Below are 26,981 nucleotides of genomic sequence, written 5' to 3' on the forward strand. Positions count from 1 at the left end.
AGAAACGCCGAGCTCGTGGGAGCTGCATCATCGCAAAGCGACATGCAGCGAACGCAGTGGTGACAGGGAGATCGCATTCGCCGACGCTCACTCCGCGAGGCGGCGGCTCCCACAAGGCATGGGCATCCCGAGGCTATGAGGAAACACCACACCCGTGGGAGCTGCATCATCGCAACGCGAAGTGCAGCGAATGCCGTGGTGACAGAGAGATCGCATTCGCCGACGTTCGCTCCGCGAAGCGGCGGCTCCCACAAGGCATGAGACGTCCCGACGCTTTGGAACAACGCCGCACCCGTGGGAGCTGCATCGTCGCAACGTGATATGCAGCGAATCTTTCGACGACCGACACACCGCATTCGCCGACGCTCGCTGCGCGAAGCGGCGGCTCCCACAATGCATGGGGCATCCCGAAGCTTTGGCACAACACCACACACGTGGGAGCTGCATCGTCGCAAAGCGACATGCGGCGAATATTCGGATGCCTGACACACCGCATTCGCCGACGCTCACTTCGTGAGGCGGCGGCTCCTACAAGGCATGGGGCATCCCGAAGCTTTGGCACAACACCGCACCCGTGGGAGCTGCATCATCGCAACGCGACATGCGGCGATGAGCGAGTCGATCACAACGCCAGCGTCACGACCGTCCTTGCATTTTGACTATCGCTTGTTGATTGAACGCGTGCACCTCGTCGTACGGTGGCCACCAGGTGAGCACGCCGGCGTCGAGCTCCGGCTTGAGAATCTCGGTGGCGGACAGGGCCATCACGTCACCGGTTTCAGCCGCCTCCAGCATGGCATCGAGGTACCACCGATTCGCGTCGATGAGCCGTTTGGAATAGCCGCCTTGCCGCACCGTGTCGATGGACCCGTGGCACGGCAGGATGCAGTCGATGTCCCAGCTGGCCAGCCGGTCGAGCTCCAAACGTTGTGTTTCGGCGGAGGCAAAATCGAAATCGAAAAACCAGAGCGGGTCTTCCAACAGGTCGTTGGCGATGAGGATCTTGTGCTCGGGCAGGTACACCCCCAGGTGCCCGGCCTCGTGGATCGCCACCTCGTGCAACTCGATCGCAATATCATCAAGCCAGAGGTCGAGGCGGCCCGTGAACGTGAGGTTCGGCGGCACGACGGTAAACGGGTCGTAGTCGCCGTAGCCGCGCTCGAATTCGGCCAGCTTCGCCAACAGGGTGTCTCGCGTGTGGGCATGACTAACGATCACGCTGTCGGCGTAGGCCACGTTGTCGACGATGTGGTCGACGTGCCAGTGCGAGCAGACCAGCGTAAAGGCTTTGATGCCGTGGGTGCGCTCGAGGTACTCACGCACCCATCGCCCTTGTCCTGGCCGCGCCATGGAATCGATCACCACCGCCTTGCCGTTCCGGTGCAGCGCAAAAGAGCCACCGCCCAGCCGCATGTCCAGCATGGGGTCGTCCGGGTGTCGGCCCCAGTGGAAGTACGTCAGAAAATCGCGGACTTCAACGACCTCGATCGTGCTCATGCAGTGCTCGGTTGGTTGCGCTGGATTCCCCGGCGAGTGTACCGGTTGGCGCGACCGATGGCCGAGAGACCGCATTCGCCGACGTTCGCTCCGCGAAGCGGCGGCTCCCACAGAGGCAGGAGACATCCCAAAGCTGTGGAATCACGCCGCACTTGTGGGAGCTGCATCGTCGCGAAGCGACATGCTGCGAATGCGGTGGCGAGACCAGCAACGCTTGCGGCCACACTCACTTCGCGAGGCGGCGGCTCACACGGGGTATTCAGGCGGCGGAGGGCTCAGGCAAACAGGCGCGCGAGTTCGGTGCCCGGGTCGTCGGCGCGCATGAAGGCTTCGCCGACGAGGAAGGTGTGAACGCCGTGACCGCGCATGAGGCTGACATCGTCCGGGGTTGCAATGCCGCTCTCGGTGACGAGCATGCCGCCGGGTGGGACTTTGGGCAGCAGGTCGAGGGTAGTCTGCAACGACACCTCGAAGGTGCGGAGGTTGCGGTTGTTGACCCCGATCAGGTCCGCGTCGATCGCAAGCGCGCGGTCGAATTCCGCGCTGTCGTGCACTTCGACGAGCACGTCAAGGCCGAGCGCCTTGGCATTCGCGTGCAACGTGCCGAGCTGCGGGTCATCGAGCGCCGACACGATCAGCAGCACACAGTCGGCGCCCATCGCACGTGCCTCGCGCAGCTGCCAGGTGTCGACGATGAAATCCTTGCGGATTACCGGCAGGGTGCACGCCGCGCTCGCGTCGATCAGGTATTGCGTGCTCCCCTGAAAAAACGCCTCGTCGGTCAGCACGGACAAACAGGCTGCACCGCCTGTGGCGTAGCTCGCGGCAATCTCCGCCGGGTGGAAATCCGGGCGGATCACCCCTTTGCTCGGGGAGGCCTTCTTGATCTCGGCGATCACGCCGGCCTCGCCCACGTCGACCTTGGCCTCGAGCGCGGCCTTGAAGCCGCGGCACGGGCTTGCAGCCGCAATCGCGGCGTCGAGCTCGGCGTCGGACATGGCCGCCTTTCGCTCGGCCACCTCCACGTGTTTGGCGGCGAGGATGCGCTCGAGGATGTCCGCGCGGTTCTGGCTCACGGCGCGGCTCCGGCGAGGCGTCGGGTCACGGCCGAGAGTTCACTCAGCTTGGCGGCGGCGGCACCGCTGTCGACGGCCGCGGCCGCGCGTTCGACACCGGCGCTGTGGCTGTCGGCGAGGCCGCCCACGTACAAGCCCGCACCCGCGTTGGCGAGCACCATGTCGCGTGGGCCACCCGCTTCACCGGCAAACACCGCCTGGATGGCGGCGAGGCTCGCTGCGGTGTCGGCGACCTGCACGGACGCGAGCACGTGCACACCGAGGCCGATGTCGCCCGGGCTCAGGGTGTAGGACACCACCTTGCCGTCCTTGTATTCTGCCACAGCCGTGTCGCCCGACACGCTGATCTCGTCCATGCCCTCCAGCGCGTGCACGACCATGGCATGGGTGCTGCCGAGCTCCCCGAGCGCTTCAGCGATCGGCTCGACCAGGTCCGCCGAGAACACCCCCACCACCTGCCGCTTGGCAAAGGCCGGGTTGGTCAGCGGGCCAAGCACGTTGAAGACGGTGCGGACACCCATCTCGCGTCGCGGGCCGGCCGCGTGTTTCATTGCGCTGTGGTGACGCTGGGCGAACATGAAGCCAAGCCCGGCCTCGCTGATGCACTGCCCCACCTGCGCAGCATCGAGCTCGATGTTGACACCCGCAAGTTCGAAGAGATCAGCGGCACCGGTGCGACTGCTGACCGAGCGGTTGCCGTGCTTGGCGACGGTGGCTCCAGCTGCCGCCGCGACAATGCTGCTGGCGGTCGAGACGTTGAAAGTGCCTGCGACGTCACCGCCCGTGCCGACGATGTCCACCGGGTCGCCGTCGACAGTGACCCGGTCCGCGAGCGACCGCATGACCTCGGCCGCCGCGGCAATCTCGGTGACCGTTTCCCCCTTGGCCCGGAGCCCGACGAGAAAACCGCCAATCTGTGCCGGGCTTGCCACGCCAGTCATGAGCTCGCGCATCACCGCCTGCATGGCATCGCGGTCGAGATCCCGGCCCTGCAGCACGTGTCCGATCGCCTCTTGGATGTTCATGCGGTCTGCTCCGTTTTCAGGAAGTTGTCGAGCAACGCGTGGCCGTGCTCGGTCTTGATCGATTCGGGGTGAAACTGCACCCCCTCGATCGCGAGCTCCCGGTGGCGGACCCCCATGATCTCCTCGACGCTGCCGTCGGGGCGCTCGGTCCAGGCGGTCACCTCGAGGCAGTCGGGCACGGTGCCCTGCACGATCGACAGCGAATGATACCGCGTCGCCTCGTAGGGCGTGGGCAGGCCGGCGAAGACGCCAACGGCGTGGTGGTGCACCATCGAGAGTTTGCCGTGCATGATCCGCTCGGCGCGCGCCACCGTCGCACCGAAAACCTCGCCGATCGCCTGGTGGCCAAGACACACACCGAGGATCGGCACCTGGCCGCCAAAGCGTTCCACCACGGCCTTTGAGATGCCGGCCTGGCTCGGCGTGCACGGCCCCGGTGAAATCAGGATGCGCTCGGGTGCGAGTGCGGCGATGGTGTCGAGGTCGATCTCGTCGTTGCGGTGCACGACCGGCGTGCCACCGAGCTCGCCGATGTACTGCACCAGGTTGTAGGTGAAGGAGTCGTAGTTGTCGATGACGAGCGTGCTCATGACTGCACCCCCATGTCGAGTCCACGTTCCGCCAGCGCCAGCGCGCGGAACACCGCGCGCCCCTTGTTGAGCGTCTCTTCCCACTCGAGCGCCGGTACGCTGTCGTAAACCACACCCGCGCCCGCCAGCAGCGTCAGTGTGCCGTCCTTGACGACCGCGGTACGGATGGCAATCGCCATGTCCATGTTGCCGCCCCAGCCGATGTACCCGACGGCGCCGCCGTAGACCCCGCGCTTGACCGGCTCGATCTCGTCGAGGATTTCCATCGCGCGCACCTTCGGCGCACCCGACAAGGTGCCCGCGGGAAAGGTGGCACGCAGCACATCGAGCGGGGTCAGGCCTGCGCGCGCGGTGCCGGTGACGTGCGAGACGATGTGCATCACGTGCGAGTAGCGCTCGACCGTCATTTCGTCAGACACTTCAACGCTGCCGATCTCGGCAATGCGGCCGATGTCGTTGCGGCCGAGGTCGATCAGCATCAGGTGCTCGGCGATCTCCTTCGGGTCGGCGAGCAGTTCGACTTCGAGCGCGCGGTCTTCCTCGGCGGTGGCACCGCGCTTGCGCGTCCCGGCGAGCGGCCGCACGGACACCTGCCCACCCTCCTCGCGCACCAGGATCTCGGGCGACGAGCCCACCACCTGGTGGTCACCGAAATCGAGGAAGTAGAGGTAGGGCGAGGGGTTGAGGATGCGCAACGCGCGGTAGAGGTCGAGCGGCGAGGCGGTGATGTCCGCGGTCATCCGCTGCGAGAGCACCACCTGCATGCAGTCACCCGCTTCGATGTAGGCCTTGCAGCGCTCAACGCCCTCGAGGTACCCCGCCTCGGTGAACTGCGAGCTGAAATCGGATTCGCCCACGGCGCGTGGCGTCTGCGCCGGCAACGGCGGTGCCGGCGCGCGGATCTGCGCCTCGATCGCGTCGAGCCGGCCCTCGGCGGCGCTGACAGCGCTCGCGTCGTCCGCATCCACCATCAACACGATGCTGAGCGTGCCGCGCAGGTTGTCGAAGACCACCACGGCATCGGACACCATCAGGGCGATGTCGGGGGTGCCGAGTGGGTCATCCTGGTGCCAGGTGTCGAGCTTGCGCTCAATGTAGCGGACACTGTCATAGCCGAAATAGCCGACAAACCCACCAAAGAAACGCGGCAGGTCCGGGCAGTCGGCCACGGTGACGGCATCGAGTTGGTCCGCAACCCACGCGAGCGGATCGGCAACCGTCTCGCGCTGCACCACCTCGCCGTCGACGAGGCGCTCCACCTCGCGGCCGTGGACCCGCACGACTTCGCGACACGGCAGCCCGATGATCGAGTACCGGCCCCAGGTCTCTCCGCCCTGGACGGATTCGAGCAAATAGGTGTTCGGGCCATCCGCAAGTTTGCGGTACGTCGACAAGGGGGTTTCCATGTCGGCCAGGACGGTACGGCGGATGGGGGTCAGGGTACGGCGCAGTGTGGACGCGCCAGAGGACAGCATAGGCATAGCAAACGGTCTCGCAAACGGACAACAAACGGGCGCAAGCAGGCGGGAGCCTGAGTCAGATCAGGGGCGCCATCGTCCGTCGTGGAGCATTTTGCGTGACATTGCGTTGCCAGCTCGGCCTTGAGAAGCGGCCCGCATTCTCGCCAGCCACGCGGTCGAGGTCAAGCCGGGCCGGCCGTCAGCCCCGCGCCGTCCGCGACCGGCGGCCCCCGGGCCTGGAGCCAACCGGGCAATCGACGCCTGATTGCGATTCAACCCACTCGTCCAACCGACGCTGGGGGAGACTTTCGCGGCGACGTGACATATCGGCTTTACAGATTGGACCACCTTGCCGATATGACAGGGTGAAACGGAAGCACGACCAACGACGCCATGACGACATCTGAATTCAACGTGTCCAGCGCCTCGCAGATCGGTTCGATCTTCAAGTCGCTTGCGCGCAATCGCGCGCTGCTGACCGCCGAATTCGGCCGAAACGATGTACAGGCCGCCACCCTCATCCTGGACGTGGATGCCAGGAACGGGACCTGCGTGATCGACCCGTTTACCGACCCGAACGCCCAGCGTGCAGCAGCCGCCAAGCAGCAATTTGCGCTGCGCGGCTCGAACGGCGGCGTCCAACTCTATTGTCCCCGTTTGAGCGTGGTGGGCGAATGCGCCGTCGACGGCAGCACGGGCCTCGAGATCAACCTGCCTGAACGCATGCACTACCTGCAGCGTCGGGATTTCTTCCGGCTGGACGTCGAACGGATCATGACGCTCAGCGCCAGCCTCAAACTGACGCCTGGTCAGCGCCAGGCGATGGTGAGCGAGGACCCGGATGCGCCCGAGCCACCCACCGAGCTTGACGGTGACGTGGTGGACCTCTCGGGTGGTGGCGTCGGCCTGGTGTTCTACAGCCAGGTCATGCCGGTACCGACGCCCGACGACAACGAAACGGCTGAGGTCACGTTGAGCTTGCGCGAGGACGATGACGCCATGACGTTCGCCGCGCAGTGGCGCTTCAGCAACCACTCTGCCAGCCGCGAGACGTTGCAGGTCGGCCTCGAGTTCATCGAGCCCGACCGCGCCCAGCAGGACCGCATTCAGCAGTTCGTGGTCAAGATGCAGTTCGTGCAGCGCCGCATCGCCTGAGCGGCGTTGCCAGCCCCACACCTGCCCCACAACGCCACCTGACACCGGCCCGCCGGCAGAGTACGGCGACGTTGTCATTCAACTTTTTCACCCAATCGAGTGCGCTCAAACGATGCTGTGCCGGCGATTCGGGTGCCGCCCCAGCCCACAGGTCCGCGCTCAAAACCGGACCGATCGGAACCTGACCGGCGTGTAATCCGACACGCGCCCGAAACCCTCAAACAGACCAGTGCGGTGTCGCTAGCCGTAGTAACGGACTGTCGAGCAGGAAACGGCGTGCAGGACTTCACAGAGACGTCTCAGCAGAAAATACGGCAAATTCTCACGTCGCTCACCCGCAGCCGTGCCCACCTGACGGCCGAAATCGGCCACGGCGTACTGACAGCGCCCACCTTGTCGCTGCACGTCGACACCGAGCTCGGTGTGTTCCTGATCGACACCTTCAACAACGGCCACGCCATGGACCTCGTGCGCGGCGGCAAGCCCTTCTCGCTGCGGGGTTCGGACAACGGCGTGCAGGTGTACTGTGGCGGGCTGACGGTGATCGACCTCGTGCGCTTCGATGCGGCCCACGCGCTGAAGGTGGCACTGCCCGAGTCAATCCACTACTACCAGCGCCGCGCGACCTTTCGCGTCGACCTCGACGGCCTCGCCGACATTCCCGCGTCGCTCGGGTGCACCCCGGCACAGGTGGCCGCCGCGCGCAGCCACGCCGTCGACCCGAATGCGGTGCCCGACGCGTTGGTGGGCCGGGTCATCGACCTCTCGACCCGCGGTTGCCGGGTCGTGTTCACCGATCAGGTCTACCCGGTGCCCTCAGCGGGCATCGACGACACCGTGACCCTGCGACTGAGGATGCCGGACCGCGAGGGCACACTGGACCTGCCGGTCATGTGGCGCTTCAAGAAGCACAGCATTGCCGACAGTACACTCGTGGTGGGGCTCGAGTTTGGCGCGATTGACGAACGCACGGTCGAGTCGATTCAGCAGTTCGTGGTCAGCATGCAGTTCAAACAGCGCGCCGTCGAGCTCCAGCGCCGCTGCGCCTGAGTGGCGGCGGGCGCGGCGGGCGCGGCGGGCGCCAAACTCGGACAACCTCACCGACTGACGCCACTCGAGGCACCGCACGTGCCGCCGTGCGCCGGAACTCGCGCGCCCCTACACTAGAGCGGTACCCCGTGACCTCTCAAGGCCCACCGCCATGACCACCACCATCCGTCAGGACGACATCATTGCGTCGGTCGCCGACGCGCTGCAGTACATCAGCATCTACCATCCGCTCGATTTCATTCAGGCGGTCAACGCGGCCTACGAGCGCGAGGCCTCCGAGGCGGCGCGCGATGCACTGGCGCAGATCCTGATCAACTCACGCATGTGCGCCGAGGGTCGCCGCCCGATCTGCCAGGACACGGGCATCGTCACGGTGTTCTGCTCGGTCGGGCAGGACGTGCACATCGAGGGCGACATGGGGCTCTCGGAGATGATCAACACCGGCGTCAGCCAGGCCTACCTCAACCCCGACAACCCGCTGCGCGGCAGCGTGCTCGCCGACCCGGACGGCGCCCGCCGGAACACCAAGGACAACACGCCTGCAGTGATCCACTACGACATCGTGCCAGGCAACACCATCGACATCCACGTCGCCGCGAAAGGCGGCGGGTCGGAGGCGAAGAGCAAGTTCGCGATGTTGAATCCATCCGATTCGATCGTCGACTGGGTGCTCAAGCAGATCCCGACCATGGGCGCAGGCTGGTGCCCGCCGGGCGTGCTGGGTCTCGGCATCGGCGGCACGGCGGAGAAGGCCATGGTGCTCGCCAAGGAGTCGCTGCTCGCACCCCTCGACATCAACGAGCTCGCAGCGCGTGGCGCGCGAACACGTGCTGAAGAGCTGCGACTGGAGCTGTTCACCAAAATCAACGAACTCGGCATCGGCGCGCAAGGTGTCGGCGGACTCACCACCGTGCTCGACGTCAAGGTGCTCGACACGCCGACGCACGCCGCCAACAAGCCGATTGCGATGATCCCGAACTGCGCAGCGACGCGCCATGCCCATTTCACCTTGCGTGGGGACGGTCCGGCCTTGCAAAAACCGCCCAAGCTCGAGGACTGGCCGGTGGTGGCACGCGAAAGCGGTGGCAACGCGATTCGACTCGACCTCAACCGTGTGACCAAGGACGACCTGCAAACCCTCAAACCCGGCGACACCGTATTGCTCAGTGGCAAACTGTTGACCGGGCGCGACGCCGCACACAAGCGCCTGGTCGACATGATCGCCCGCGGCGAGGATCTGCCGGTCGATTTCACCAACCGCTTCATCTACTACGTCGGCCCGGTCGACGCCGTGCGCGACGAGGCGGTCGGCCCGGCAGGGCCGACAACATCCACGCGCATGGACAAGTTCACGCGCACAATGCTCGAGCAGACCGGCTTGATCGGCATGGTCGGCAAGGCCGAGCGCGGTGTGCTGGCGCTCGAGGCGATCGCCGACAACAAGGCGGTCTACCTGATGGCTGTCGGCGGCGCCGCGTACCTCGTGTCCAAAGCGATCAAGTCCGCCAAGGTGCTCGCGTTCGAGGACCTCGGCATGGAGGCGATCTACGAGTTCGACGTCGAGGACATGCCGGTCACGGTCGCAGTCGATTCCCACGGCGAGTCCGTGCACAATTCCGGCCCCGCCACCTGGCGCGCGAAGATCGCGAGCGGTGAAGTCAGCGTCGTCACATTCATGTGATCGCGCGGGGTGCGGCCGGGTGCCGCACCCTACGTTCGCCTCGGCAGGTTGATGAGCACAACGCCGCCGATGGCCGTGGCAAGCCCGATCGCAACCATCAGGGTCACCGTTTCGCCGAGCACGAAAACACCCAGCGCCACCCCCACGCAGGCGCGCAGGTAGGCCTGACTGGCCACACCCAGCGACCCGAGCGTGGCCAGCAGCCTGAAGTAGATCAGCAACGCCAGCCCGGTGCAGAAGACCGACAACAAGGCGGTCGCGGCCATCGCCGATGCACTCACGTCGAGCAACACGGTCCACGGCCGGTCGACCACCAGGGCCGCCGGGACCAGCACGGCGGTTGCCCACAACATCGTCGCGGTCGCCACCGTGAGCGCGCCGAGGTGTCCGAGGCGTTTGCCGTAGATCGCCGCGCCCGCGTAGAGCAATGCCCCCAGCAGGCAAGCGAGCTGCCCTGCCACCTGCACGCCAAGGCCGCTCAGTACACCGGGACCGACGATCAGAACAACACCGGCAACGCCAGTCAGGGCGCCGAGCAGTTTCACGCGGTCGGTCGCCTCGTGCTGCGTCACCCACGCCGTGATCAGGCACACGAACACCGGCGCCGTCGAGTTCAGCACGCTCGCGAGGCCCGAGTCGACGAACTGCTGACCCCAGGCCAGGAGGGTCCACGCGCCGATGCTGTTGAACACCGCCTGGACGAACAGCATCCGCCACGTCCGCGCATCCCGTGGCAAGCGCACCGAACGAACGCGCATTGCGAGCCCGAGCACCAGCGCGGCACCCAGCACGCGCAACGCGATCAGGGTCAGCGGCGGGATCTCGGCGACGGCGACGTCGATCAACAGGTAGGACGAGCCCCACAGCAGCGCCAACAGGCCAAGCAACAGGTAGTCGGTCTTGCCGGGGTTCGAAGACACCGCTTTGCCTCGTCAGGGGTCTCGACCGACTGTCAGGGCGTCGGCCACAGCAGGCACTGTGGCACAGCCGCCAGGCGAACACTGCGGTGTGCAGCGAAGGGTGCGAACCGCCCGCGGGTCCTGCAGCGAGGGGGGGGAGGTTACTTGCCCTACCCCGCCACCCGACCCAGTCCCGGTCCTGCGCGGCGGCGAACAGGCGGTATCCGACTAGAAGAAACGCTCCAGGCGCAGCTGTACATGGTCGTCGGCCGCGAAGCTGGTCAGCGGGTCGTTCGGGTCGTCCGCGTCCACGGCCCGCACGTCGACCGCCACGCGCCAGCTGTCGCCGATGCGGGTGCTCGCCTCGAGCTGGAAACTGCGGCTGTCGAAGTCCTGGTCCTCGATCACGCCGATCAACATCTCCGAACTCGCCTCGTCGTTGAACCCGAAGCGCAAGCCGACACCGATGTCATCCTGAAAAATGTTGTCGGAGGCGTCGGTGCCGCGCTCGTCCCAGCCGATTTCGAGCAACAGCCCAAGGTCAAACAACCCGTTCGCGAGGCTATAGAAGCTGTACTCGACCCCGACCTGGGCCAGATCGAAGCGCTCCGATTGCTGCTCGCGGGTGACAAACTCACCCTTGAGCAACCACGCGTCGATTGTCGCCTGCACGTCGACCCCGATCTGGTCCATCTGCGGGTAGAACGGCGCCAGCGCGGTCGGCGTCGCGCCGGTGATCACCGGCTGCAGGGTCGGACTGCGGTTGGTGCCGCTGAAGGCGTGCACGCCGAGGTCGAACACCCCGACGCTGTGGCTCCAGCGCAGCGCGTAGTCGATGTGGTCTTCGCCGTCGTCCGACTCGAAGGTCGCGGCGTCGGTGTCGACCACCAGTTGCGAGCGCAACCGCCCGGACGCCCCGGGAAACGTGCGTTCGCGAAAGCCGGGCAACACCATCACGTCGACCACGCCCCAATCGCGGATGAACGCGAGCGAGAGCATCGGTTGACCGAGCTTGGCGTCGCCGGTGAGGTCTTCGACGCTGTCGGTCTGGTTGATCACGTCGACCGGGTTCTGAAATTCGGTCACGCCCCAGAACACCTTGCCGATGCCAGCCTGGAACTCGGTGCTGTCGCCGGCGTGGAGGTAGAGCAGCTCACGGATGTCGTTGTGCGTACGCTCGTCATCTTCGGAGTCCACTCGCAGGAAAGGGGCGAAGCGCAGGCTGTGCACACCGTCGCCCCACTCCCAGTAGAGCTCGGGCGAGAACGACAGCGACGTGCCGTCGCGGCGCGATTGACCGGCGAACGCCGGGTCGTCCTGAAAGAAACGCCCCTCGAGGCCGAAGTTGCCGCTGATCTCGTAGTAGAGCTCCGCGTGCGCCGGCAGGCTGACGGCCAGCGCCGCGAGTGCGGCACTGGCGAGTCTGCGCGGCCCGACGGACAGGTCGTCGTTCATTACCGCGCCCGTTTCAGCGTGTTCTTGTTGAAGTCACCGTCGTCCAGACCGGTCTTGAACGCGTAGTTGCTCCACTGCAGCAAGGTGCTCTTGCCGTTCTGGTGGTTGACCATGTGCATCTCGGTCGGACGCCAGTGCTTGCCCTCGTACTGCTCGTACTCGCCGGCTTCCAAGGTCTTCAAGAGCGCGTCGCGGCGGTTGTAGAACTCGGTCTTGTGCATGCGGTACTCGCTCTGGTCGATCCAGACGATACGCCGCTTGTAGCCGGAGTTCTTGTCGACCGGGAACTGCTGCACGACGTAGCAGGTGTCCTCGCCGCAGGGTTCGTCGCGCAGGTACTCGTAGGTGAACTTCTCCACTTCGAATGAGCTCAGGTCCTCGTACGCAAACTCCGACCCCATGAAAGGACCGGACTTGTTGCGCGAGGAAATGCGCTTGACGCGCTTGAGCGCAGGGAGGTAGAGCCACTGGTCGTCGTTGCCGACGGTGTGGGAAAAGCTCAGAAAGGCGGTGCCTTTCACGTCGCGGGGCTTGTCGAAGATGCTGAGGCTCTTGTCGCCGTCGCCCTCGACTTCAAGCGAGCGGATGCGGATGTCGCGCACGCTCTCCTGGCCCTCGGCGTTGCGCAGGATCATCTTCATCTCCGCCTGCGAGTCACCCCAGCCGGCGTCGACGACTTTGGTCTGTTGCGCGATTTCGAGGCCTTTCTCGGCAGCGGTTTGCGCAAACGCGTTGCCCGAGACGGCCAGCGCCGTGGCTGCAAGGCCCCACACAACGGATTGGACGGATGTGTTCATGGTAGCGGTGTCTCCAGAGGTCGAAAGGGGTTCAGGCGCCGGCGTTCAGCGCTGGCGTCAGGGGTGCGTCCTGCTCGGCTTTCCTGGTCTCACCACCGGAGCCGTCGAGTTTGATCAGCAGCGGTGGCAGCAGCAGGAAGTCGATGATCAAGGCGATTGCGATGGTCAAGGCGGTCAAGAGGCCCATGTCGGAGTTGAGCTTGAAGCTCGACTGCGCGAGGACCATGAAGCCCGCCACCAGCACCAGGGTCGTGACCCAGAGCGCGCGACCGACGCTTCGAAACGCGTAGCGCACCGACTCGGTCGCGTCCGAGCTGATGTTGTCGCGGGCGTACTTGTACTTGCTCATGAAGTGCACCGTGTCGTCCACGACGATGCCGAGCGTCATGCCGGCGACCACCGAAAGCGCGAGGCCGATCTGCCCGTCGATCACATACCACAAGCCGAAACCCACCGCGGCGGGTGCGAGGTTCGGGATGAGGCTGATGAGCCCGTAGCGGACCGAGCGCAGCGCGATGCCGAGCAGTGCCGAAATCAGCAACAAGGCGATCGAGGTGCCGAGCAGCATGCTGGTGATGTTGCGTTGACCGATGTGCGCGAACATCAGGTTCGGGCTGGCGACGCTGATGTCGTAGCCCGGCGCATTGTCGGCAAACCACTGCTTGATGCGGTTTTCGATGTCGATCTGCTCGTTACTGGTCACGTTCTTAAGCGTCACCGTGATCCGGGTGGACGACTTGTCGACGTCGAGCTGGTTGTTGAGGTCCAGCCCGTACGGCAGCGACATCTCGTACATCAGGAGGTACTGCGCCGACAGCTCGCGCGAGTCCGGCAAGCGGTAATAGCTCTCGTCGTCGCCGTGCATGCTGCGGTTCAGCCGCTTGATCGTGTCGGTCAGCGTGATGACGTGGTCGGTCTCGGGTTGGTCGAGCAGCCAGGCACTGAAGTCGGCCAGTGACTTCAGGTAAGCCACTTCATTGATGCCGCTCTGGTCACCCGAGTTGACGGCGATGTCCAGCGTGCCGATGCCCGAGACGTTGTCCTGCATGAAGTCGGTCGCCTGTCGGAACGGCACCGTCTGGTGGAAGTACTTCACGAAGTCGTCGTTGAGCTGGTTGAGCGGCACCATCGCGACGAAGCCCACCACCAGCACGGACATCCCGGGCAACAGTCTCTTGCGGTTGCGGATCACGAACTCGGCAAAGCGGTCCATGAGGTCGGCCTGGCCCTCGGGCTTGACCTTGACGCGCACCGGCAGCTTCATCAGCAGCGCCGGGAAGATGGTCAGCGAGAAGACGAAGGCGAGCATCACACCGTAGGCGACCATCATGCCGAGGTCGCGGAACGGCGGAGAATCCGAGGCGAGCATGCTCAGGAAGCCGATGGCGGTCGTCAGGCTGGTGAGGAAGATCGGCTGGAAGTTCAGGTGCAGGCTGTGGTGCAGTGCCTCGCGCTTCTCAACGCCCTGACGCATCTTGAAGAACATGGTCGAGAGGATGTGCACGCAGTCGGCCACCGCGAGGGTCAACACGATGGTCGGCACCGACGCCGTCGGCCCGCTGAGGTAGAAGCCGAGCCAGCCAAAGGTGCCCATGGTTGCGACGATGCTCGTGACGATCACCACGAGCGTCGCGACCGTGCCGGTGATGGTGCGCAGCAACAGGCTCATGGCGACGATGACGAGCACGAACATCAACGGCACCAGCGTGGCGCTGTCGTTCAGGGCCGATTCAGTGAACGAGGTGTTGAGCATCACGATGCCCGAGAGGTAGACCTCGAAATCCGGGTACTGCTCGAGGAAGGCCTGCTCGATTTCCCGTACCGCGGCGGCCACTTCCGGCACCTCGACCTGCTCGTTCACGCCCGGCAGGTGCACGTTCGCGCTGACGATGGCGACGTGGCCGCCCTCGGAAATGAGCTTGTTGCGCAGCAGTGGCTCATTGACCGCGATGTCACGCAGTCGGCCCATGTCCGCGTCGGTCAGCACCGTCGGGTCGAGCACCAGATCCTCGACCAGCAGATCGTCTTCCTCGGCAACCGTGTGCTGGTAGTTGGTGATCGAGTCCACGCGGCTGCTGTACGGAATCTGCCAGGACTCCTCGGTCAACCAGTAGAGCGCGTCGAGGTTTTCCGGCGTGAACATGTCGCCGTTCTTCGGCGCGAGCACGAAGGCCACGTTCTCGCTCTTCGCGAACACGCGCTGCATCGACTCGAATTCGGTCAGCTGCGGGTTGTCTTCGCTGAAGAAGATCCGGTAGTCGCCCTTGAACACGAGGTTCTGCGCGCCGGCCGCGGTCAGCACCACGAACAGCAGGACGCCGATGATCGTCTTGATCGGGTGGTCGAGCGGGAGATTCACAAGGGTGTCTTTCACGTCGATTTCCTTGGCTTAGGTATGAGGTTGACGGTTGAGTGACAGCGCCGGGGACACGGGGCTACACCAGGTCGAGCGACAACGGGGTGCCACGCGCCTCGAGCAGCGCAAGCTCGTCGGCATAGAGTGTTATGGCCGCGCGTTTCACTTCTGCGCGCCAGTCGTACTCGCTGCTGAGCGGTGTCCAGCGCAGGCCGTCGAGCATCAGTTGGGCGCTGTTGAGCACCTCGCGCTCGGTGCACATGTCCTGTCGCACGGTGCAGCTGCGCACTTCGTCTTGCAGCAGTGAGATGGCGCCGAAGCTGTTGCTCCAGCACGAGAAGATGATCTGTTCGGCGACCAGCGGTACGCCTGGTGCGCACTCGCCGCTGTCGAGTGCCGGTTGGATAATGTGCTGAATCGGTAGGGCCAGGAGACGCGTCTCGGCGTCGAGCATGACCGCGCGGCGGGCGTCGGAGGCCTTCTCGGTCACCTGGCCGGACTTGGCCGAGATCACGAGCAGGAACTGGATCGGGTTGCACTTGGCGTACAGGAGGTACGCAAGCGACATTGCCAACATGCGATCACGGCTGGTGCCGTCGTAGGTCACGAGCCGTTTCTGTAAGCGCTCGAAGGTTTCCATGGACGCGACACACATGGCCGCGAGCAGGTCTTCCTTGCAAGTGAAGTGGTTGTACAGCGTGCCCTTCGAATACGGCAGGTTCTGCGACAGGCGTTCGAGCGTCAGCGCCGCAACGCCGACTTCGGCAACCACGTCGAACGCGGCTGTCACCATGTCCTGCTCGCGTGCCTGAAGTTCGGCTGTGGCGAGTTGGCGTGGCGCCATCGAACGGCCCTTTTCATTCTGACGGAAAGTCAAAATAGGCCCATTCTGACGGTTCGTCAACTATGAATCGGGATTTTTTTCAAGGCCTGGCCACCGGTGCTGAACCGTCGGCACTACCCTGCCCAATCGCGTGAAGAGGGTGTGAAACCAGCACAATGCTGCCGCCTCGCCCGCTGTGACAACGGGACGCCGGCCGCCCGGATGCCACGGCCGCCAAACCGTCAGCGCAAGCGCACGCTCTGGCACGGCAGCCGGCGGATTGGGATCGACGACTCGCAGGCCGCGAGGGCGTCGATCCGAGTGAGTTTGCGGTTCAGGAAGGTCTCGAACTCGGCAAGGTCGGCGACCGATAGCCGGATCAGGTAGTCGAACGGGCCGGTCATGAGCCAGCAGTCGACGACTTCGCGGAAGCCCACGATTTCCGACTCGAACCGCTGGATGTCGTGTTCGGTTTGACGCGCCAGACGGACCGAGACGAACACGTTGAAACCGAAACCGAGCGCGGACTCGTCAACCGCAGCGTGATAGCCGGTGATCACCCTGTCGTCCTCCAAGCGCTTGATTCGGCGGGCTGTCGGCGACGGGGAGAGACCCACCCGCCCGCTCAGCCCGTGCACGGATTGCCGGCCATCGGCGACCAGCGACGCCAGGATCTTCTGGTCGATCGAGTCAACGTTTTCAGCCATATCGGCGGATTCCATCACGAAAAAGTCCAAACCCGATCATATCAGCCAAATTTATGCCCAATCGACACGGAAAACGCGGCGTTCCACCCCAGCGCGCCCGCCACACTGCTCTGCACCGCGGGCACCGGCCCACCGCCAGTGCCCTGCTCCGTCACACACAGGAGACCGACATGACAGACCTGCCTGTGCGCAGCGACCGCTTCCGCGTCGAACCGGGCTGGCGTATCGCCGTGCAGATTCCCGCCGACTGCGCTGACACGGTGCTCGATGCCGTACGCGATCGCGCACCCCTGCGCTACGGCGACTACGAGGCCGTGACCTACGCCACGGCCGAGGGCACCCAGTCCTTCCGGTCGCTCGGCACAGGCCGCAACCGCGCCAACCCCGCGCCGGTGACCGTGCCGAGTGTCGAACTGAGCTTTTTCTGCGTCGGCACCCCAGCGGACCTCGACGCCGTGCTCGAGGCGATCTACGCCGCCCACCCCTACGAGGAACCGGTGGTCTATGTCGACCGCACCACCCGCACCCTGCACATCCGAGGGCTCGACGAGGACAACCCGAACCGCTTCTGGAACCGCAGCGCCGCACCGGACTGGGTGCCGGCCGAGTTCGACACGAGGACCGCGCCATGATCGCCCGCATCGAGACCGACACCCGCATGAGCCTCGCCGTGGTGCGCGGCGACACCGCCTACCTCTCCGGCGTGTGCGGCGAGGGACCGGATATCACCACGCAAACCCGCAACGCGTTGGCTGAGGTGGACCGACTGCTGGCGCTGGCCGGAACGGACGCAACGCAGGCGCTCAGCGCGCAGATCTGGCTCGCCGACATGCAGGCCTTCGAGGCGATGAACACGGTGTGGGATGCGTGGGTCACGCCCGGCAACGCACCCGCGCGCGCCTGTGTGGAGAGCCGTTTGGCGGGCCCGGAGTGGTTGGTCGAAATCAGTGTGGTCGCACACGTGCCGGGCGGCAGACCCTGACGGCCACTGAGCTACTGCCGCTCGGCATCCTCTACTCGCTCCGCCTCGCGCTTGGGCGGGGTTTCGGTGTAGACGTAGCCGTCGGGGTAGACAAAGCGCACAAGCGGAAACGCGGGCCACAAGGCGAGCGTGGCCTTGCTGATCTTGTTGAGCGTCGCGTCGAGCTTGCGGTCCGTGAAACGCGCGAGGTCGACCGGCGCCGCGGCTTTCAGCTCTTCGCGTGACATCACTTCCTCGGGGTAGCGCAGCAGCTTGTCGAGCACAGCCAGCTCCACGGGGCCGAGCGACTCGTGGTGCTGTGCGTGCACCACACGGTGCTCGAGGTGATCGATTTGCAACAGTGGCATAGGTACAGAGCCGACGTGGGTGAACGCCGCACGCCCGCGTTTTTTGCGTGCCAATAGTGAGTATACCTGCCCGAACCCTCGCACCGGTCGTACACTGAGGCGAGAACACAGGAGGACCTGCCGATGGACTCAGCCGCACTCGAGCCCCTGCAGCAACTCGCCGATGCCGTCGGCAGTGCATTCGACCTCAGCCCGCTCACCGTCGACAGCAGCCCCACTGCCATTGCCGGCCCGTTGCCCATCGCGGACATCGCCAGCGCCACCTTCGCCGCGCTCGGCCTCGCGCTCGAGGCCTTTCACCACGCCCGGGGCGGTCCACACCAGCAGGTCGAGATCTCGCGTCGCCACGCGTCACTCGGCATGCGCTCCGCCGATTTCCTCGAAATCGACGGTGTCGCGCCCAAGGCCTGGGACCCGCTGACCGGATATTACAAGACCGGAGACCAGCGCTGGGTTTACCTGCACGCGAATTTTCCGCACCACCGCGATGGCCTGCTCACGCTGTTGGGCTGCGCAGCCGAACGCGCCGCCGTCGTCGCGGCGGTGCAGACGTGGGACGCCGAGCCCTTTGAACAGACCGCCTCCGATGCGGGCCTGTGCGTCGGCGTGCTGCGCACCCGCGAGGCCTGGTGGCAGCACCCACAGCGCATCGCCCTCGATGAACAGCCGGTCATCGCCCTCGCCGAACAGCACGCGCGCGCGAAACGGCAACTCGCGGTTGGCGAACAGCCGCTGAGCGGCGTGCGCGTGCTCGACCTCAGCCGCGTGTTGGCCGGGCCCATGGCCGGACGCGCTCTGGCCGAGCACGGCGCCACCGTGCTGCGCGTGGGCGCCGATCACCTGCCGGTCTCAAAACCGCTGACCATCGACACCGGTTACGCCAAGCAGAGTTGCCACCTGGACCTGCGCACCGACGCCGGCAAGGCCGAGCTGGCCAGCTTGCTCGAGACGGCCGATGTGCTGATCGACGGCTTTCGACCGGGCGCGCTCGACGCCCACGGGCTCAGCCGCGCAGCGCTGCAAGCGCGCTACCCGGACCTCATCCACATCAGCCTGTCGGCCTACAGCGACCGGGGCCCCTGGGCGGGCCGGCGCGGGTTCGACAGCCTGGTGCAAGCGCCGACCGGTCTGGCCCGCGCACCGGCCGACGGCAGCGACCCGGTGCGCTTGCCGTGCCAGCCGCTCGACTACCTGACTGGCTGTCTCGGCGCCTTCGCGGCCGTGCACGCGCTGACCCGCCGACAGACCGAGGGCGTGGCCTGCAGCGCCGACCTCGCACTGGCGCGCACCGCCAACTGGTTGCACAACGTCCACGACCTGATCGGCGACGCGTCCGACGCACCGGGCCAGAACACGCCGCGTTCGGAACTCGGCGCCTTTCTGATGACCACCCAATCGCCGTTCGGCACGCTCGAGTCACTCGCCCCGCCGCTGACCCTGTCACGCACACCCTGGCGGTGGCGCGCACCTCAACCGCTCGGCAGCCACGCGCCGGTCTGGCCGACGTGACACCGACGCTCTGGGGCAGACCCAACGCGCACAATGTGATGAAAGTGGACTGCACACTGCAGGCACTCGGCATCGACTACACGCGGGTGGACATCGGCAGCCAGCCGGGCGACCTCGACACCCCTGACTTTCGGGCCTTGAACCCGCTCGGTCGTATACCGGTGTTGCAAATCGACGGCCTCGTGCTGCGCGAGTCGCACACCATCTGCCGTTACCTCGCCGCGCGACCGGGGACCGACCCGTCGTGGTGGCCCGCCGACAACGCTGCGCAGGCGGCGATCAACACCTGGTTGGACTGGGAACTCTCAAGCTGGGAACCCGCGTTCATGGCACTGTTCTGGGGTTTCTACCGGTGCCCGCCGGAAAAACACCGGCCCGAGGCGATCGAGGACGCCGCCGCGCGCTGCCGCGACTGTGTGGCGGAGTTGGACCGCGCACTTGCCGTGGCGACCTGGCTGACGGGTCCAACCCCGTCGCTGGCAGACCTCTGTTGCAGCATGGGCCTGCACCGCTACCGGCACATGGGTTACCCCGTGACCCTGCCCGACCACGTTGCGCGTTGGTACGAGCAACTGGCCGCGCTGCCTGCGTGGCAAGCCACCGCAATGGCGTCGTTCGCGGGGCTGCGTGGCCGCGAATCCTACTGAGGCGTAGCCGCGCGGTGCGGGTTACTGGACGCGGACAGGGAAGGCCATCTGGTAGCAGTCGACCAGGTTGTTGGCGAGACCGCCGTTCGCCCAGCAGGCCGAGAAGTAGTAGTCGGTACCGGTGTCCCAGGTGGCCGCGTCGAAGGTGGCGCGCCACACGGTGTCACCCGCGTCGACGTTGAAGAATCCGATCTGCGTTGCCGTGTCGTCGCGGTCCAGCGATTCGCTGCGGTAGACCGCGACGCTGTAGGTCGCGGTCGCCGCGTCGTTGAAGCTGAGCGTCTGGCCGAGCGAGACGGGCTTGGCGCCGCTGGCGTCGGCGGCCACTGTCCGGCGGTCGACCACCAGCGCACCCGGCACCAGGCCGCTGAGGTTCAGCGACGCGCGCACATTGACCTCGTGGGTCGCACACTCTGTGGCGTCGCCGCTTTCGAGGCGCGCATTACACACGCCGATGAAGTACCGCCCGGGCGTCCAACCCCCGGTGGCCACCGGCACCAGTTCGCTGCGGCTGCCGCCGGCGCTGACATCCGCCACCGCATAGCGGCCGAGGTGGGTGTCCGCGGCGCTCAGGCTGTCGTCAACCGAGCGGTAGACGTGCACTTCGCCGAAACGCGCCGTGTCATCCCCGCTGTTCTGCAGCGCGGCGTTGAGCTTGATCACCTCGCCCACCGTGTACTGGTTGTCGGCGTCCTGGGACGAGACCCCGTCGAGCGTCAGGCTCGAACTGGGTGAGTCGCACGCACTGAGGCCAAGCGCCACGGCAGCAATCGCGGAATAACGGGCTGTACGGTTCATCTGTCAAATTTCCAACGTCGCGGAGTCGGTGCAGTGACAGCGCGCAAGTTGTATTCCAACCCACGGAAAAACCTGAGAACATCGACGGCAGCCCGCCCTCACAGGCACCCGATTGAGCCGGTATGCGCCCGAACATTGTCCTGATCCTGGTCGACGACATGGGCTTCTCCGACCTCGGCATCACCGGCTCGGAAATCCGCACACCGCACATCGACCAACTGGCCCGCGACGGCGCGTTGATGAGCGCGATGTACAACTGTGGCCGATGCTGCCCGACCCGCGCCTCGCTCCTGACCGGCCAACACCCACACAGCGCGGGCATCGGTCACATGGGCGCGCACCTCGGCACCGAGGCCTACCAGGGCTACCTGCGGTCCGACTGTGCCACCGTCGCCGAAACCCTGGGCGCCGCCGGCTACCGCACCTGCCTTGCCGGCAAGTGGCACGTCGCCGGCGACTTCCCGGCGCGTGACACGCGCAACTGGCGCATCGGCGAACCGGGGCACCCGATGCCCCGTCAGCGCGGCTTCGACCGCTTCTACGGCATCGTCGACGGCGCCACGCACTTCTACTCGCCGCACTACCTCGTCGACGACGAAACGCGCGTGCCGGCGCTCGACGACGGCTTCTATTTCACCGACGCCATCACCGACAAGGCGATCGACTGGCTCTCCGAGCCCGGCGCGGACGCACCGTTCTTTCTCTACCTCGCACACGCGGCACCGCACTGGCCACTGCACGCACCACCCGAGGACATCGCCCGTTACGAGGGCGTCTACAACGTGGGGTGGGACGCCATCCGCACGGCCCGGCACGAAACCCTGAACAGCCTCGGCGTGCTGGAACGCAACTGGGACATCAGCCCGCGGGACGCGGACGTACCACCCTGGGAGGCCGAGCCGCACCCGGACTGGCAAGCGGCGAAGATGGCGACCTACGCCGCCATGGTCGACCGCCTGGACCAGTCCGTCGGTCGGCTGGTCGCCGAGCTGAAAGCGCATGGACAGTTCGACAACACGCTGATCCTGTTTCTCTCGGACAACGGCGGCTGTGCGGAATTCATGGCCGAAGACGGCTGGGCCCGGTACTTCCCCGATACCACACACGACGGCCGCCACATCACCCTTGGCAACGTGCCAGGCCTGCATCCCGGAGATGCCCTCACCTACCAGAGTTACGACAAGCCCTGGGCGAACGTCTCGAACGCACCGTTCCGGCGGTTCAAACACCACGTGCACGAGGGCGGTATTGCAACACCGTTGATCGCACACTGGCCAGGCCACATTCACCCGGGCACCGTCGCGCACCAACCCGCGCACGTGATGGACATTCTGCCGACGCTGCTCGAGGCCACCGGCAGCGCGCCCCTTACCGAGGTCAACGGCCAGGCCGCCCGCCCACTCGAAGGCGAGTCGTTCCTGCCGTGCCTGCTGGGACGGTGCTGGGCGCGCGCGCAGCCGCTCTTCTTCGAACACGAAGGCAACGCCGCCGTGCGCACGGGCCACTTCAAGCTGGTCCGGCAGCACGGTCAACCCTGGGAGCTCTACGACATGGCGGTTGACCGCACCGAGCTCACCGACCTCGCCGGACAACTCGGCGCGCGCGAGCGGGCACTGCAGGCGGACTACGCGCGCTGGGCCGACGCGAACGCGGTGCTGGATTGGTCGGTTGCACTGCCGCGGTTGTTGAACGCCTGGGGCCTCTCGAGCGTCGACGGCTGACACCGATCCCACTGCACGGAGGACATGGCATGCACCACAGCGGCCGCTGCCACTGCGGCAAGATACGCTTCCAGTTCGACGCCGACCCGATCGAGAGCGGCTTGCGCTGCAACTGTTCGCTGTGCGTGCGAAAGGGCGCGACCATGACCGCGTTCACGGTGGCGCCCGACGCGCTGCAAATCGACGCCGCCCCCGACGTACTCGGTACCTACCGCTTCGGCACCGAGACGGCGACGCACTACTTCTGCCAACGCTGCGGCATCTACCCCTTCCACCACCCGGCGTCTGCACCGACGCACTACCGCATCAACATCGGCTGCCTCGACGGCGTCGACGCGGCGGCATTGCCGTTCAGCGTGTACGACGGGGCGTCGCTGTGACGCGTGCGCCGACAGCGATCGGCAGCGGTCAGTGGTCAGTGTTCGAGCGTGAGCGGCACACCGGACACGGTGACTTCGCGGCGCACCGTGAGGCTGCCTCCGAGCGTGAATCCGGGTGACAGGCTACCGACACCGCTGCGCCGGGCCCGCACGGACACCGTGCAGCGACGCGTCGGGTCGGCAGCCCGAAGTGCACTGCCGAGCCGCGCCGAAACCGAATAGGTGTAGGCGCCGTCGTCGTCGACCGACAGCACGTCCAGCCCGGTGACCGACGACCCGTTGGCGTCGACACACCGCACCGTGACCGCGAGCTCCATCGAGCGCGGTCCGAACGTGGCCGGGGTCCACGCCACCCGGACCGGCGTCGACGACAGCAGCGGCACGTTCGGCGATGGCGATGTGAGCCTGAACGGCACGGGCAGGGTCGCTGTGGTACCCAACACGTCCGGCTGTGTGGTGCGGTACCAGTTGACGACGTAGTCAGTCTCGCCTGCGGTGCTCGGCAGGTAGGCTTCGTAAAACTGGCTGAACAGGTCGGTTTCCCGGTTCATCGTGACGGCCTAGCCGCCGGTGCCTACCTGCAGGGTTTCGCCGTTGGCCAGGGTCAGGTTGGTGCCGGACGGGCCGCCGACATCGAGGTCGAACCGCAGCCGCGTGCGGCTGCCATCGTCTTCCACGACGAGCGACGGGTACACGCCGTCGTTTGCAATGAAGGTGGAGTCTGTCCGCTCGTCATTACAACCGACCATCGCGAAACAGACCACGATCCAGGCGACGCGCATGGCGGAGGCTCCTGTGACGGTCTGTTGAATGCACCACGGTAGTGCAGCCACCGCTGACCATCAATAAACCAATTTCGGGTTCCGGGCTGGGCTGGGAGAACCGTGCCTCACTCAGGCAATTCGCCGGTCGACGCCGAGAAGCGGAAAAACTCCGGCCGCACGTAGCTGCAGGACAGTTCGACCACCCGGCCGTCGGCCAGCCAGGCTTGCCGGTCCGCCTGGACGACAACGTCGGGCCCTGCCGGTCCGAAGGCATCGTGCACGGCCGGCGGGGCGTGGCCGGCGGAGACCGTGTCGCGCGCGCCCGTGACGGCCCACCCCAGGCGCGCGCCCAACAGGCGGTAGAGCGAATCGTCGTGCAGGTCCGCACGCCGCAGCACGCGGCCGACCTCGGCAGGCAACCACGCCTCCTGGTAAACCACCACCTGGCGGTCGATGGCCCGGCGGCGGCGCAGACACCAGGGTGACTCGCCTGCCGGGAAATGCAGATCGGTCTGCAAGGTGCCCTTCGAGGGCTCGAACGCGAGCACGTCCGTGCGGGGCGTGACCCCACGGGCACGGGCGTAACTGTGAAAGTCGGCGAGGTCCGACAGCGTCTTGGTCAGGGTGTTGCGGGTCACCCGGGCCACCCGGCCCTGCCCGCGGTCGATGAGCCCCTCGTTTTCGAGCAGCGCCAGCGCGCGGCGCAGGGTGTTGCGCCCGCAACCGTAACGCTGCATCAGCCGACGTTCGGCTGGCAACGCGGTGCCGGAGGCAAAATCGCCGCCGCGAAGCTCGAGCGCCATGCGCCGCGCGATCCGTTGATACTCTGCGTCCGACATGGGTACAAGTTTAACGCATACAATCGCCCTCGATTACAAAATTCTGCGCTTAAGCGCCTTAAAAAGCGGCAAATCGTGCTGTACTTGTCCCCCTCACTGGCGGTTCAATACGCGGACTGATCACACCCCGGGACTGCCCCATGACCGCTTCACTTCGCGCCAACTCGCTGCGCACCGGCCCAGACGACATGGGCATGTTCGGCCAATTCGGTGGCCAGTTTGTCGCCGAGACACTGATTCCGAACATCCACGAGTTGCGCGATGCCTACGAGACGGCCAAGGCCGACCCGAGCTTCCACGACGAGCTCGCGACGCTGCACCGCCATTACACCGGTCGGCCGAGCCCGATGTACTTCGCCGAACGCCTGACCGAGCACCTCGGCGGCGCCAAGATCTACTTCAAGCGCGACGAGCTGAACCACACGGGCAGCCACAAGATCAACAACTGCCTCGGCCAGATCCTGCTCGCCAAGCGCATGGGCAAGACGCGCATCATTGCCGAAACCGGCGCCGGTCAGCACGGCGTCGCGTCGGCCACGGTCGCCGCCCGCTTCGGCTACCCCTGCCACGTCTACATGGGCGCAACCGACGTGCAACGCCAGGCGCCAAACGTGTTCCGCATGAAGCTGCTCGGCGCCGAGGTCAACCCGGTGACCTCCGGCGCGGGCACGCTCAAGGACGCGATGAACGAAGCGCTGCGCGACTGGGTCACCAACGTCCACGACACCTATTACATCATCGGCACCGCGGCCGGCCCGCACCCCTACCCGGAGCTGGTACGCGACTTCCAGTCGGTCATCGGCAACGAGGCCAAAGAGCAGCTGCAGGAGATGGAGGGTCGCCTGCCCGACACGGTCGTCGCCTGCGTTGGCGGCGGGTCGAACGCCATCGGCCTGTTCCACCCCTTCCTCGACGATGAAAGCGTCGAGATCGTCGGCGTCGAAGCCGGCGGCAAAGGCCTTGAGGGCGACAAGCACTGCGCCTCGTTGACCGCGGGCCGCCCCGGCGTGTTGCACGGAAACCGCACCTACCTGCTGCAGAACACCGACGGGCAGATCGAAGAAGGCCACAGCATTTCGGCCGGCCTCGACTACCCGGGCATCGGGCCCGAACACAGCTGGCTGCGCGACATCGACCGGGTGCAGTACGTGCCAGCCATGGACGACGAGGCGCTCGAGGCTTTCCAGTTGCTGAGCCGCCTCGAGGGCATCATCCCGGCGCTGGAACCGGCGCACGCACTGGCCCACGTGATCAAGGTCGCTCCGACCTTGCCCAAAGACCACATCATCCTCATGAACCTCTGCGGGCGCGGCGACAAAGACGTGTTCACCGTCGGGGCCGCACTTGGCGTGGAATTGTAACCGTGAACCGCATCCAGAAACGATTCGCCACCCTCAAGGCCGAGGGCCGTTCCGCGCTCATTCCCTACCTCTGCGCCGGTGACCCGGACCTCGAGACCAGTATCGCGATCTTCAAGAACGCGGTTGCCGCGGGTGCCGACCTGATCGAAGTCGGCATGCCGTTTTCGGACCCGGTGGCCGACGGACCGAGTATCCAGACCGCGTCCAACCGCGCGCTGGCGGGCGGGCAGAACACCGAGCGCACCTTCGAGGTGGTCCGGGCCATCCGCGAGATCGACAACGAGATCCCGGTCGTGCTGATGGGGTATTACAACCCCGTGTACAGCTACGGTTGTGAACAGTTTGTCGAGGACGCGGTCGACGCCGGCATCGACGGTTTCATCATCTGTGACCTGCCACCGGAGATGGACCACGAGCTCAAGCCGTTCACCGAAGCGGCCGACGCGGCGCTGATCCGCTTCGTCACGCCCGCGTCGGACGAAGCCCGCATCGAGCGGGTGCTGGACGGTGCGTCGGGCTTCATCTACGTGATTTCCTTCGCTGGCGTCACCGGCGCGAGCAAACCCGACATGAGCCACGTGCAACACAACATCGAGCTGGTGAGGGCGAAATCCGACCTGCCGGTGTGCGTCGGCTTCGGTGTCAGCACACCCGAACAGGCGAAAGCCGTGGGCGAGATCGCCGACGGCGTGATCGTCGGTTCGGCACTGGTCAACGCGATTGCCGAGTCGCTCGACGACACCGGCGCCGCCACCGACGCCACCGCCACCGCCGCGTCCACGCGCATCGAGGCCCTGGCCGCAGCGCTCTGATCCCAAACGATCTATGGCATCCCGTGGGAATCGCGCCTCGCTGGGCCGCAAGGCACGTCGAGGCACGACGAAGGACGTACGCACAGTTTTTCGCCCGTTGTCGCTTCGCGACGACCGAGCTCCCACAAGATCCGTGACGTGCTGTGGGAGTTGCGTCCTCGCGAAGCGAGACGCGACGAAAGTCACAGGCACAGTTCTTCGCCCTAGGCGGGCCCCCCGTGTCACTGCTCGACGACCGCGCTCCCACAAG

General features: G+C 65.9%; 27 protein-coding genes. 11 read left to right on the plus strand and 16 right to left on the minus strand.

Annotation, left to right across the window (positions count from 1 at the left end):
• Positions 1-636: 636 nt before the first annotated feature.
• The 5 genes from AAGA11_17545 to trpE all read right to left on the minus strand — a co-directional run bounded on the left by AAGA11_17545 (position 637) and on the right by trpE (position 5,663).
• A complete protein-coding gene (locus tag AAGA11_17545; protein MEM9604672.1) occupies positions 637-1,497 on the minus strand; it encodes an MBL fold metallo-hydrolase in 861 nt (286 codons plus the stop codon).
• Positions 1,498-1,772: 275 nt separating this feature from the next.
• Positions 1,773-2,573 (minus strand): indole-3-glycerol phosphate synthase TrpC, encoded by an 801-nt coding sequence (gene trpC / locus AAGA11_17550; protein ID MEM9604673.1) that lies wholly within the window; start codon positions 2,571-2,573, stop codon positions 1,773-1,775.
• Complete coding sequence (trpD, locus tag AAGA11_17555; GenBank protein ID MEM9604674.1) at positions 2,570-3,598, minus strand: anthranilate phosphoribosyltransferase; 1,029 nt, start codon at positions 3,596-3,598, stop codon at positions 2,570-2,572. Before trpD ends, trpC begins: the two co-directional genes overlap by 4 nt.
• Positions 3,595-4,188 (minus strand): aminodeoxychorismate/anthranilate synthase component II, encoded by a 594-nt coding sequence (locus tag AAGA11_17560; GenBank protein MEM9604675.1) that lies wholly within the window; start codon positions 4,186-4,188, stop codon positions 3,595-3,597. The genes trpD and AAGA11_17560 overlap by 4 nt, the downstream gene beginning before the upstream one ends.
• A complete protein-coding gene (gene trpE, locus AAGA11_17565; protein ID MEM9604676.1) occupies positions 4,185-5,663 on the minus strand; it encodes an anthranilate synthase component I in 1,479 nt (492 codons plus the stop codon). Before trpE ends, AAGA11_17560 begins: the two co-directional genes overlap by 4 nt.
• A gap of 378 nt (positions 5,664-6,041) precedes the next feature.
• On the opposite strand from trpE, the gene AAGA11_17570 reads away from it, so the two are divergent.
• The 3 genes from AAGA11_17570 (at position 6,042) to AAGA11_17580 (ending at position 9,534) form a co-directional block, all read left to right on the plus strand.
• The gene (locus AAGA11_17570) at positions 6,042-6,803 is read left to right on the plus strand and encodes a flagellar regulator YcgR PilZN domain-containing protein (protein ID MEM9604677.1); all 762 of its coding nucleotides are present in this window, start codon (positions 6,042-6,044) and stop codon (positions 6,801-6,803) included.
• 276 nt (positions 6,804-7,079) lie between these two features.
• On the plus strand, positions 7,080-7,853 hold the full coding sequence (locus AAGA11_17575; protein MEM9604678.1) for a flagellar regulator YcgR PilZN domain-containing protein: 774 nt from the start codon (positions 7,080-7,082) through the stop codon (positions 7,851-7,853).
• Between the two features lie 151 nt (positions 7,854-8,004).
• Positions 8,005-9,534 carry a fumarate hydratase gene (locus tag AAGA11_17580; GenBank protein MEM9604679.1) on the plus strand — a complete coding sequence of 510 codons (1,530 nt, stop codon included), beginning with the start codon at positions 8,005-8,007 and terminating at the stop codon, positions 9,532-9,534.
• A gap of 29 nt (positions 9,535-9,563) precedes the next feature.
• Here AAGA11_17580 and AAGA11_17585 read toward each other — a convergent pair whose 3' ends face one another.
• The 6 genes from AAGA11_17585 to AAGA11_17610 form a co-directional block, all read right to left on the minus strand.
• Complete coding sequence (locus AAGA11_17585; GenBank protein ID MEM9604680.1) at positions 9,564-10,454, minus strand: EamA family transporter; 891 nt, start codon at positions 10,452-10,454, stop codon at positions 9,564-9,566.
• Positions 10,455-10,661: 207 nt separating this feature from the next.
• A complete protein-coding gene (locus AAGA11_17590) occupies positions 10,662-11,888 on the minus strand; it encodes a hypothetical protein (protein MEM9604681.1) in 1,227 nt (408 codons plus the stop codon).
• Positions 11,888-12,685, minus strand: coding sequence for an outer membrane lipoprotein-sorting protein (locus tag AAGA11_17595; protein ID MEM9604682.1), 798 nt, complete (start codon positions 12,683-12,685; stop codon positions 11,888-11,890). Before AAGA11_17595 ends, AAGA11_17590 begins: the two co-directional genes overlap by 1 nt.
• A 31-nt stretch (positions 12,686-12,716) precedes the next feature.
• Positions 12,717-15,059 (minus strand): MMPL family transporter, encoded by a 2,343-nt coding sequence (locus tag AAGA11_17600; protein MEM9604683.1) that lies wholly within the window; start codon positions 15,057-15,059, stop codon positions 12,717-12,719.
• A 61-nt stretch (positions 15,060-15,120) separates the two neighbouring features.
• Positions 15,121-15,885, minus strand: coding sequence for a TetR/AcrR family transcriptional regulator (locus tag AAGA11_17605; GenBank protein ID MEM9604684.1), 765 nt, complete (start codon positions 15,883-15,885; stop codon positions 15,121-15,123).
• 221 nt (positions 15,886-16,106) lie between these two features.
• Positions 16,107-16,571: an Lrp/AsnC family transcriptional regulator gene (locus AAGA11_17610; protein MEM9604685.1), complete on the minus strand. Its 465-nt coding sequence runs from the start codon at positions 16,569-16,571 to the stop codon at positions 16,107-16,109.
• A 170-nt stretch (positions 16,572-16,741) separates the two neighbouring features.
• On the opposite strand from AAGA11_17610, the gene AAGA11_17615 reads away from it, so the two are divergent.
• Positions 16,742-17,203 carry a hypothetical protein gene (locus AAGA11_17615; protein ID MEM9604686.1) on the plus strand — a complete coding sequence of 154 codons (462 nt, stop codon included), beginning with the start codon at positions 16,742-16,744 and terminating at the stop codon, positions 17,201-17,203.
• The gene (locus AAGA11_17620) at positions 17,200-17,553 is read left to right on the plus strand and encodes a RidA family protein (protein ID MEM9604687.1); all 354 of its coding nucleotides are present in this window, start codon (positions 17,200-17,202) and stop codon (positions 17,551-17,553) included. The genes AAGA11_17615 and AAGA11_17620 overlap by 4 nt, the downstream gene beginning before the upstream one ends.
• Positions 17,554-17,564: 11 nt before the next feature.
• Here the strand turns inward: AAGA11_17620 and AAGA11_17625 are convergent, their stop codons facing one another.
• Positions 17,565-17,900: a hypothetical protein gene (locus AAGA11_17625; GenBank protein MEM9604688.1), complete on the minus strand. Its 336-nt coding sequence runs from the start codon at positions 17,898-17,900 to the stop codon at positions 17,565-17,567.
• A gap of 123 nt (positions 17,901-18,023) precedes the next feature.
• On the opposite strand from AAGA11_17625, the gene AAGA11_17630 reads away from it, so the two are divergent.
• On the plus strand, positions 18,024-19,409 hold the full coding sequence (locus tag AAGA11_17630; protein MEM9604689.1) for a CoA transferase: 1,386 nt from the start codon (positions 18,024-18,026) through the stop codon (positions 19,407-19,409).
• Positions 19,406-20,056, plus strand: coding sequence for a glutathione S-transferase family protein (locus AAGA11_17635; protein MEM9604690.1), 651 nt, complete (start codon positions 19,406-19,408; stop codon positions 20,054-20,056). The genes AAGA11_17630 and AAGA11_17635 overlap by 4 nt, the downstream gene beginning before the upstream one ends.
• 21 nt (positions 20,057-20,077) lie before the next feature.
• On the opposite strand, the gene AAGA11_17640 is transcribed toward AAGA11_17635, so the two are convergent.
• Positions 20,078-20,854 carry a hypothetical protein gene (locus tag AAGA11_17640; GenBank protein MEM9604691.1) on the minus strand — a complete coding sequence of 259 codons (777 nt, stop codon included), beginning with the start codon at positions 20,852-20,854 and terminating at the stop codon, positions 20,078-20,080.
• A 122-nt stretch (positions 20,855-20,976) separates the two neighbouring features.
• Between AAGA11_17640 and AAGA11_17645 the strand changes: the two genes are divergently transcribed.
• Together AAGA11_17645 and AAGA11_17650 are read left to right on the plus strand one after the other, a co-directional pair.
• Positions 20,977-22,575: an arylsulfatase gene (locus tag AAGA11_17645; GenBank protein MEM9604692.1), complete on the plus strand. Its 1,599-nt coding sequence runs from the start codon at positions 20,977-20,979 to the stop codon at positions 22,573-22,575.
• Between the two features lie 29 nt (positions 22,576-22,604).
• Positions 22,605-22,955: a GFA family protein gene (locus tag AAGA11_17650; GenBank protein MEM9604693.1), complete on the plus strand. Its 351-nt coding sequence runs from the start codon at positions 22,605-22,607 to the stop codon at positions 22,953-22,955.
• 35 nt (positions 22,956-22,990) lie between these two features.
• Here the strand turns inward: AAGA11_17650 and AAGA11_17655 are convergent, their stop codons facing one another.
• From AAGA11_17655 to AAGA11_17665, 3 genes are all read right to left on the minus strand, one after another.
• Entirely contained in the window at positions 22,991-23,506 is a 516-nt protein-coding gene (locus tag AAGA11_17655) for a hypothetical protein (GenBank protein ID MEM9604694.1), read from the minus strand.
• Positions 23,507-23,515: 9 nt separating this feature from the next.
• Positions 23,516-23,737 carry a hypothetical protein gene (locus AAGA11_17660; GenBank protein ID MEM9604695.1) on the minus strand — a complete coding sequence of 74 codons (222 nt, stop codon included), beginning with the start codon at positions 23,735-23,737 and terminating at the stop codon, positions 23,516-23,518.
• A gap of 107 nt (positions 23,738-23,844) precedes the next feature.
• Entirely contained in the window at positions 23,845-24,558 is a 714-nt protein-coding gene (locus AAGA11_17665) for a GntR family transcriptional regulator (protein ID MEM9604696.1), read from the minus strand.
• 140 nt (positions 24,559-24,698) lie between these two features.
• Between AAGA11_17665 and trpB the strand changes: the two genes are divergently transcribed.
• Complete coding sequence (trpB, locus tag AAGA11_17670; GenBank protein MEM9604697.1) at positions 24,699-25,919, plus strand: tryptophan synthase subunit beta; 1,221 nt, start codon at positions 24,699-24,701, stop codon at positions 25,917-25,919.
• A gap of 2 nt (positions 25,920-25,921) precedes the next feature.
• Positions 25,922-26,731: a tryptophan synthase subunit alpha gene (gene trpA, locus AAGA11_17675; GenBank protein MEM9604698.1), complete on the plus strand. Its 810-nt coding sequence runs from the start codon at positions 25,922-25,924 to the stop codon at positions 26,729-26,731.
• Positions 26,732-26,981 lie beyond the last annotated feature (250 nt).

The sequence above is a fragment of the Pseudomonadota bacterium genome (assembly GCA_039196715.1).
In the GTDB taxonomy this organism is placed as follows: Bacteria; Pseudomonadota; Gammaproteobacteria; order CALCKW01; family CALCKW01; genus CALCKW01.

Coding starts and splice junctions, on each gene's coding strand:
- AAGA11_17605 (MEM9604684.1), bottom strand. CDS start 15,885: ATGGCGCCACGCCAACTCGCCACAGCCGAACTTCAGGCACGCGAGCAG.
- AAGA11_17590 (MEM9604681.1), bottom strand. CDS start 11,888: ATGAACGACGACCTGTCCGTCGGGCCGCGCAGACTCGCCAGTGCCGCA.
- AAGA11_17570 (MEM9604677.1), top strand. CDS start 6,042: ATGACGACATCTGAATTCAACGTGTCCAGCGCCTCGCAGATCGGTTCG.
- AAGA11_17560 (MEM9604675.1), bottom strand. CDS start 4,188: ATGAGCACGCTCGTCATCGACAACTACGACTCCTTCACCTACAACCTG.
- AAGA11_17595 (MEM9604682.1), bottom strand. CDS start 12,685: ATGAACACATCCGTCCAATCCGTTGTGTGGGGCCTTGCAGCCACGGCG.
- AAGA11_17625 (MEM9604688.1), bottom strand. CDS start 17,900: ATGCCACTGTTGCAAATCGATCACCTCGAGCACCGTGTGGTGCACGCA.
- trpD (MEM9604674.1), bottom strand. CDS start 3,598: ATGAACATCCAAGAGGCGATCGGACACGTGCTGCAGGGCCGGGATCTC.
- AAGA11_17615 (MEM9604686.1), top strand. CDS start 16,742: ATGACAGACCTGCCTGTGCGCAGCGACCGCTTCCGCGTCGAACCGGGC.
- AAGA11_17580 (MEM9604679.1), top strand. CDS start 8,005: ATGACCACCACCATCCGTCAGGACGACATCATTGCGTCGGTCGCCGAC.
- trpE (MEM9604676.1), bottom strand. CDS start 5,663: ATGCTGTCCTCTGGCGCGTCCACACTGCGCCGTACCCTGACCCCCATC.
- AAGA11_17665 (MEM9604696.1), bottom strand. CDS start 24,558: ATGTCGGACGCAGAGTATCAACGGATCGCGCGGCGCATGGCGCTCGAG.
- AAGA11_17650 (MEM9604693.1), top strand. CDS start 22,605: ATGCACCACAGCGGCCGCTGCCACTGCGGCAAGATACGCTTCCAGTTC.
- AAGA11_17645 (MEM9604692.1), top strand. CDS start 20,977: ATGCGCCCGAACATTGTCCTGATCCTGGTCGACGACATGGGCTTCTCC.
- AAGA11_17620 (MEM9604687.1), top strand. CDS start 17,200: ATGATCGCCCGCATCGAGACCGACACCCGCATGAGCCTCGCCGTGGTG.
- AAGA11_17545 (MEM9604672.1), bottom strand. CDS start 1,497: ATGAGCACGATCGAGGTCGTTGAAGTCCGCGATTTTCTGACGTACTTC.
- AAGA11_17610 (MEM9604685.1), bottom strand. CDS start 16,571: ATGGCTGAAAACGTTGACTCGATCGACCAGAAGATCCTGGCGTCGCTG.
- AAGA11_17660 (MEM9604695.1), bottom strand. CDS start 23,737: ATGCGCGTCGCCTGGATCGTGGTCTGTTTCGCGATGGTCGGTTGTAAT.
- AAGA11_17630 (MEM9604689.1), top strand. CDS start 18,024: ATGGACTCAGCCGCACTCGAGCCCCTGCAGCAACTCGCCGATGCCGTC.
- AAGA11_17655 (MEM9604694.1), bottom strand. CDS start 23,506: ATGAACCGGGAAACCGACCTGTTCAGCCAGTTTTACGAAGCCTACCTG.
- trpB (MEM9604697.1), top strand. CDS start 24,699: ATGACCGCTTCACTTCGCGCCAACTCGCTGCGCACCGGCCCAGACGAC.
- AAGA11_17640 (MEM9604691.1), bottom strand. CDS start 20,854: ATGAACCGTACAGCCCGTTATTCCGCGATTGCTGCCGTGGCGCTTGGC.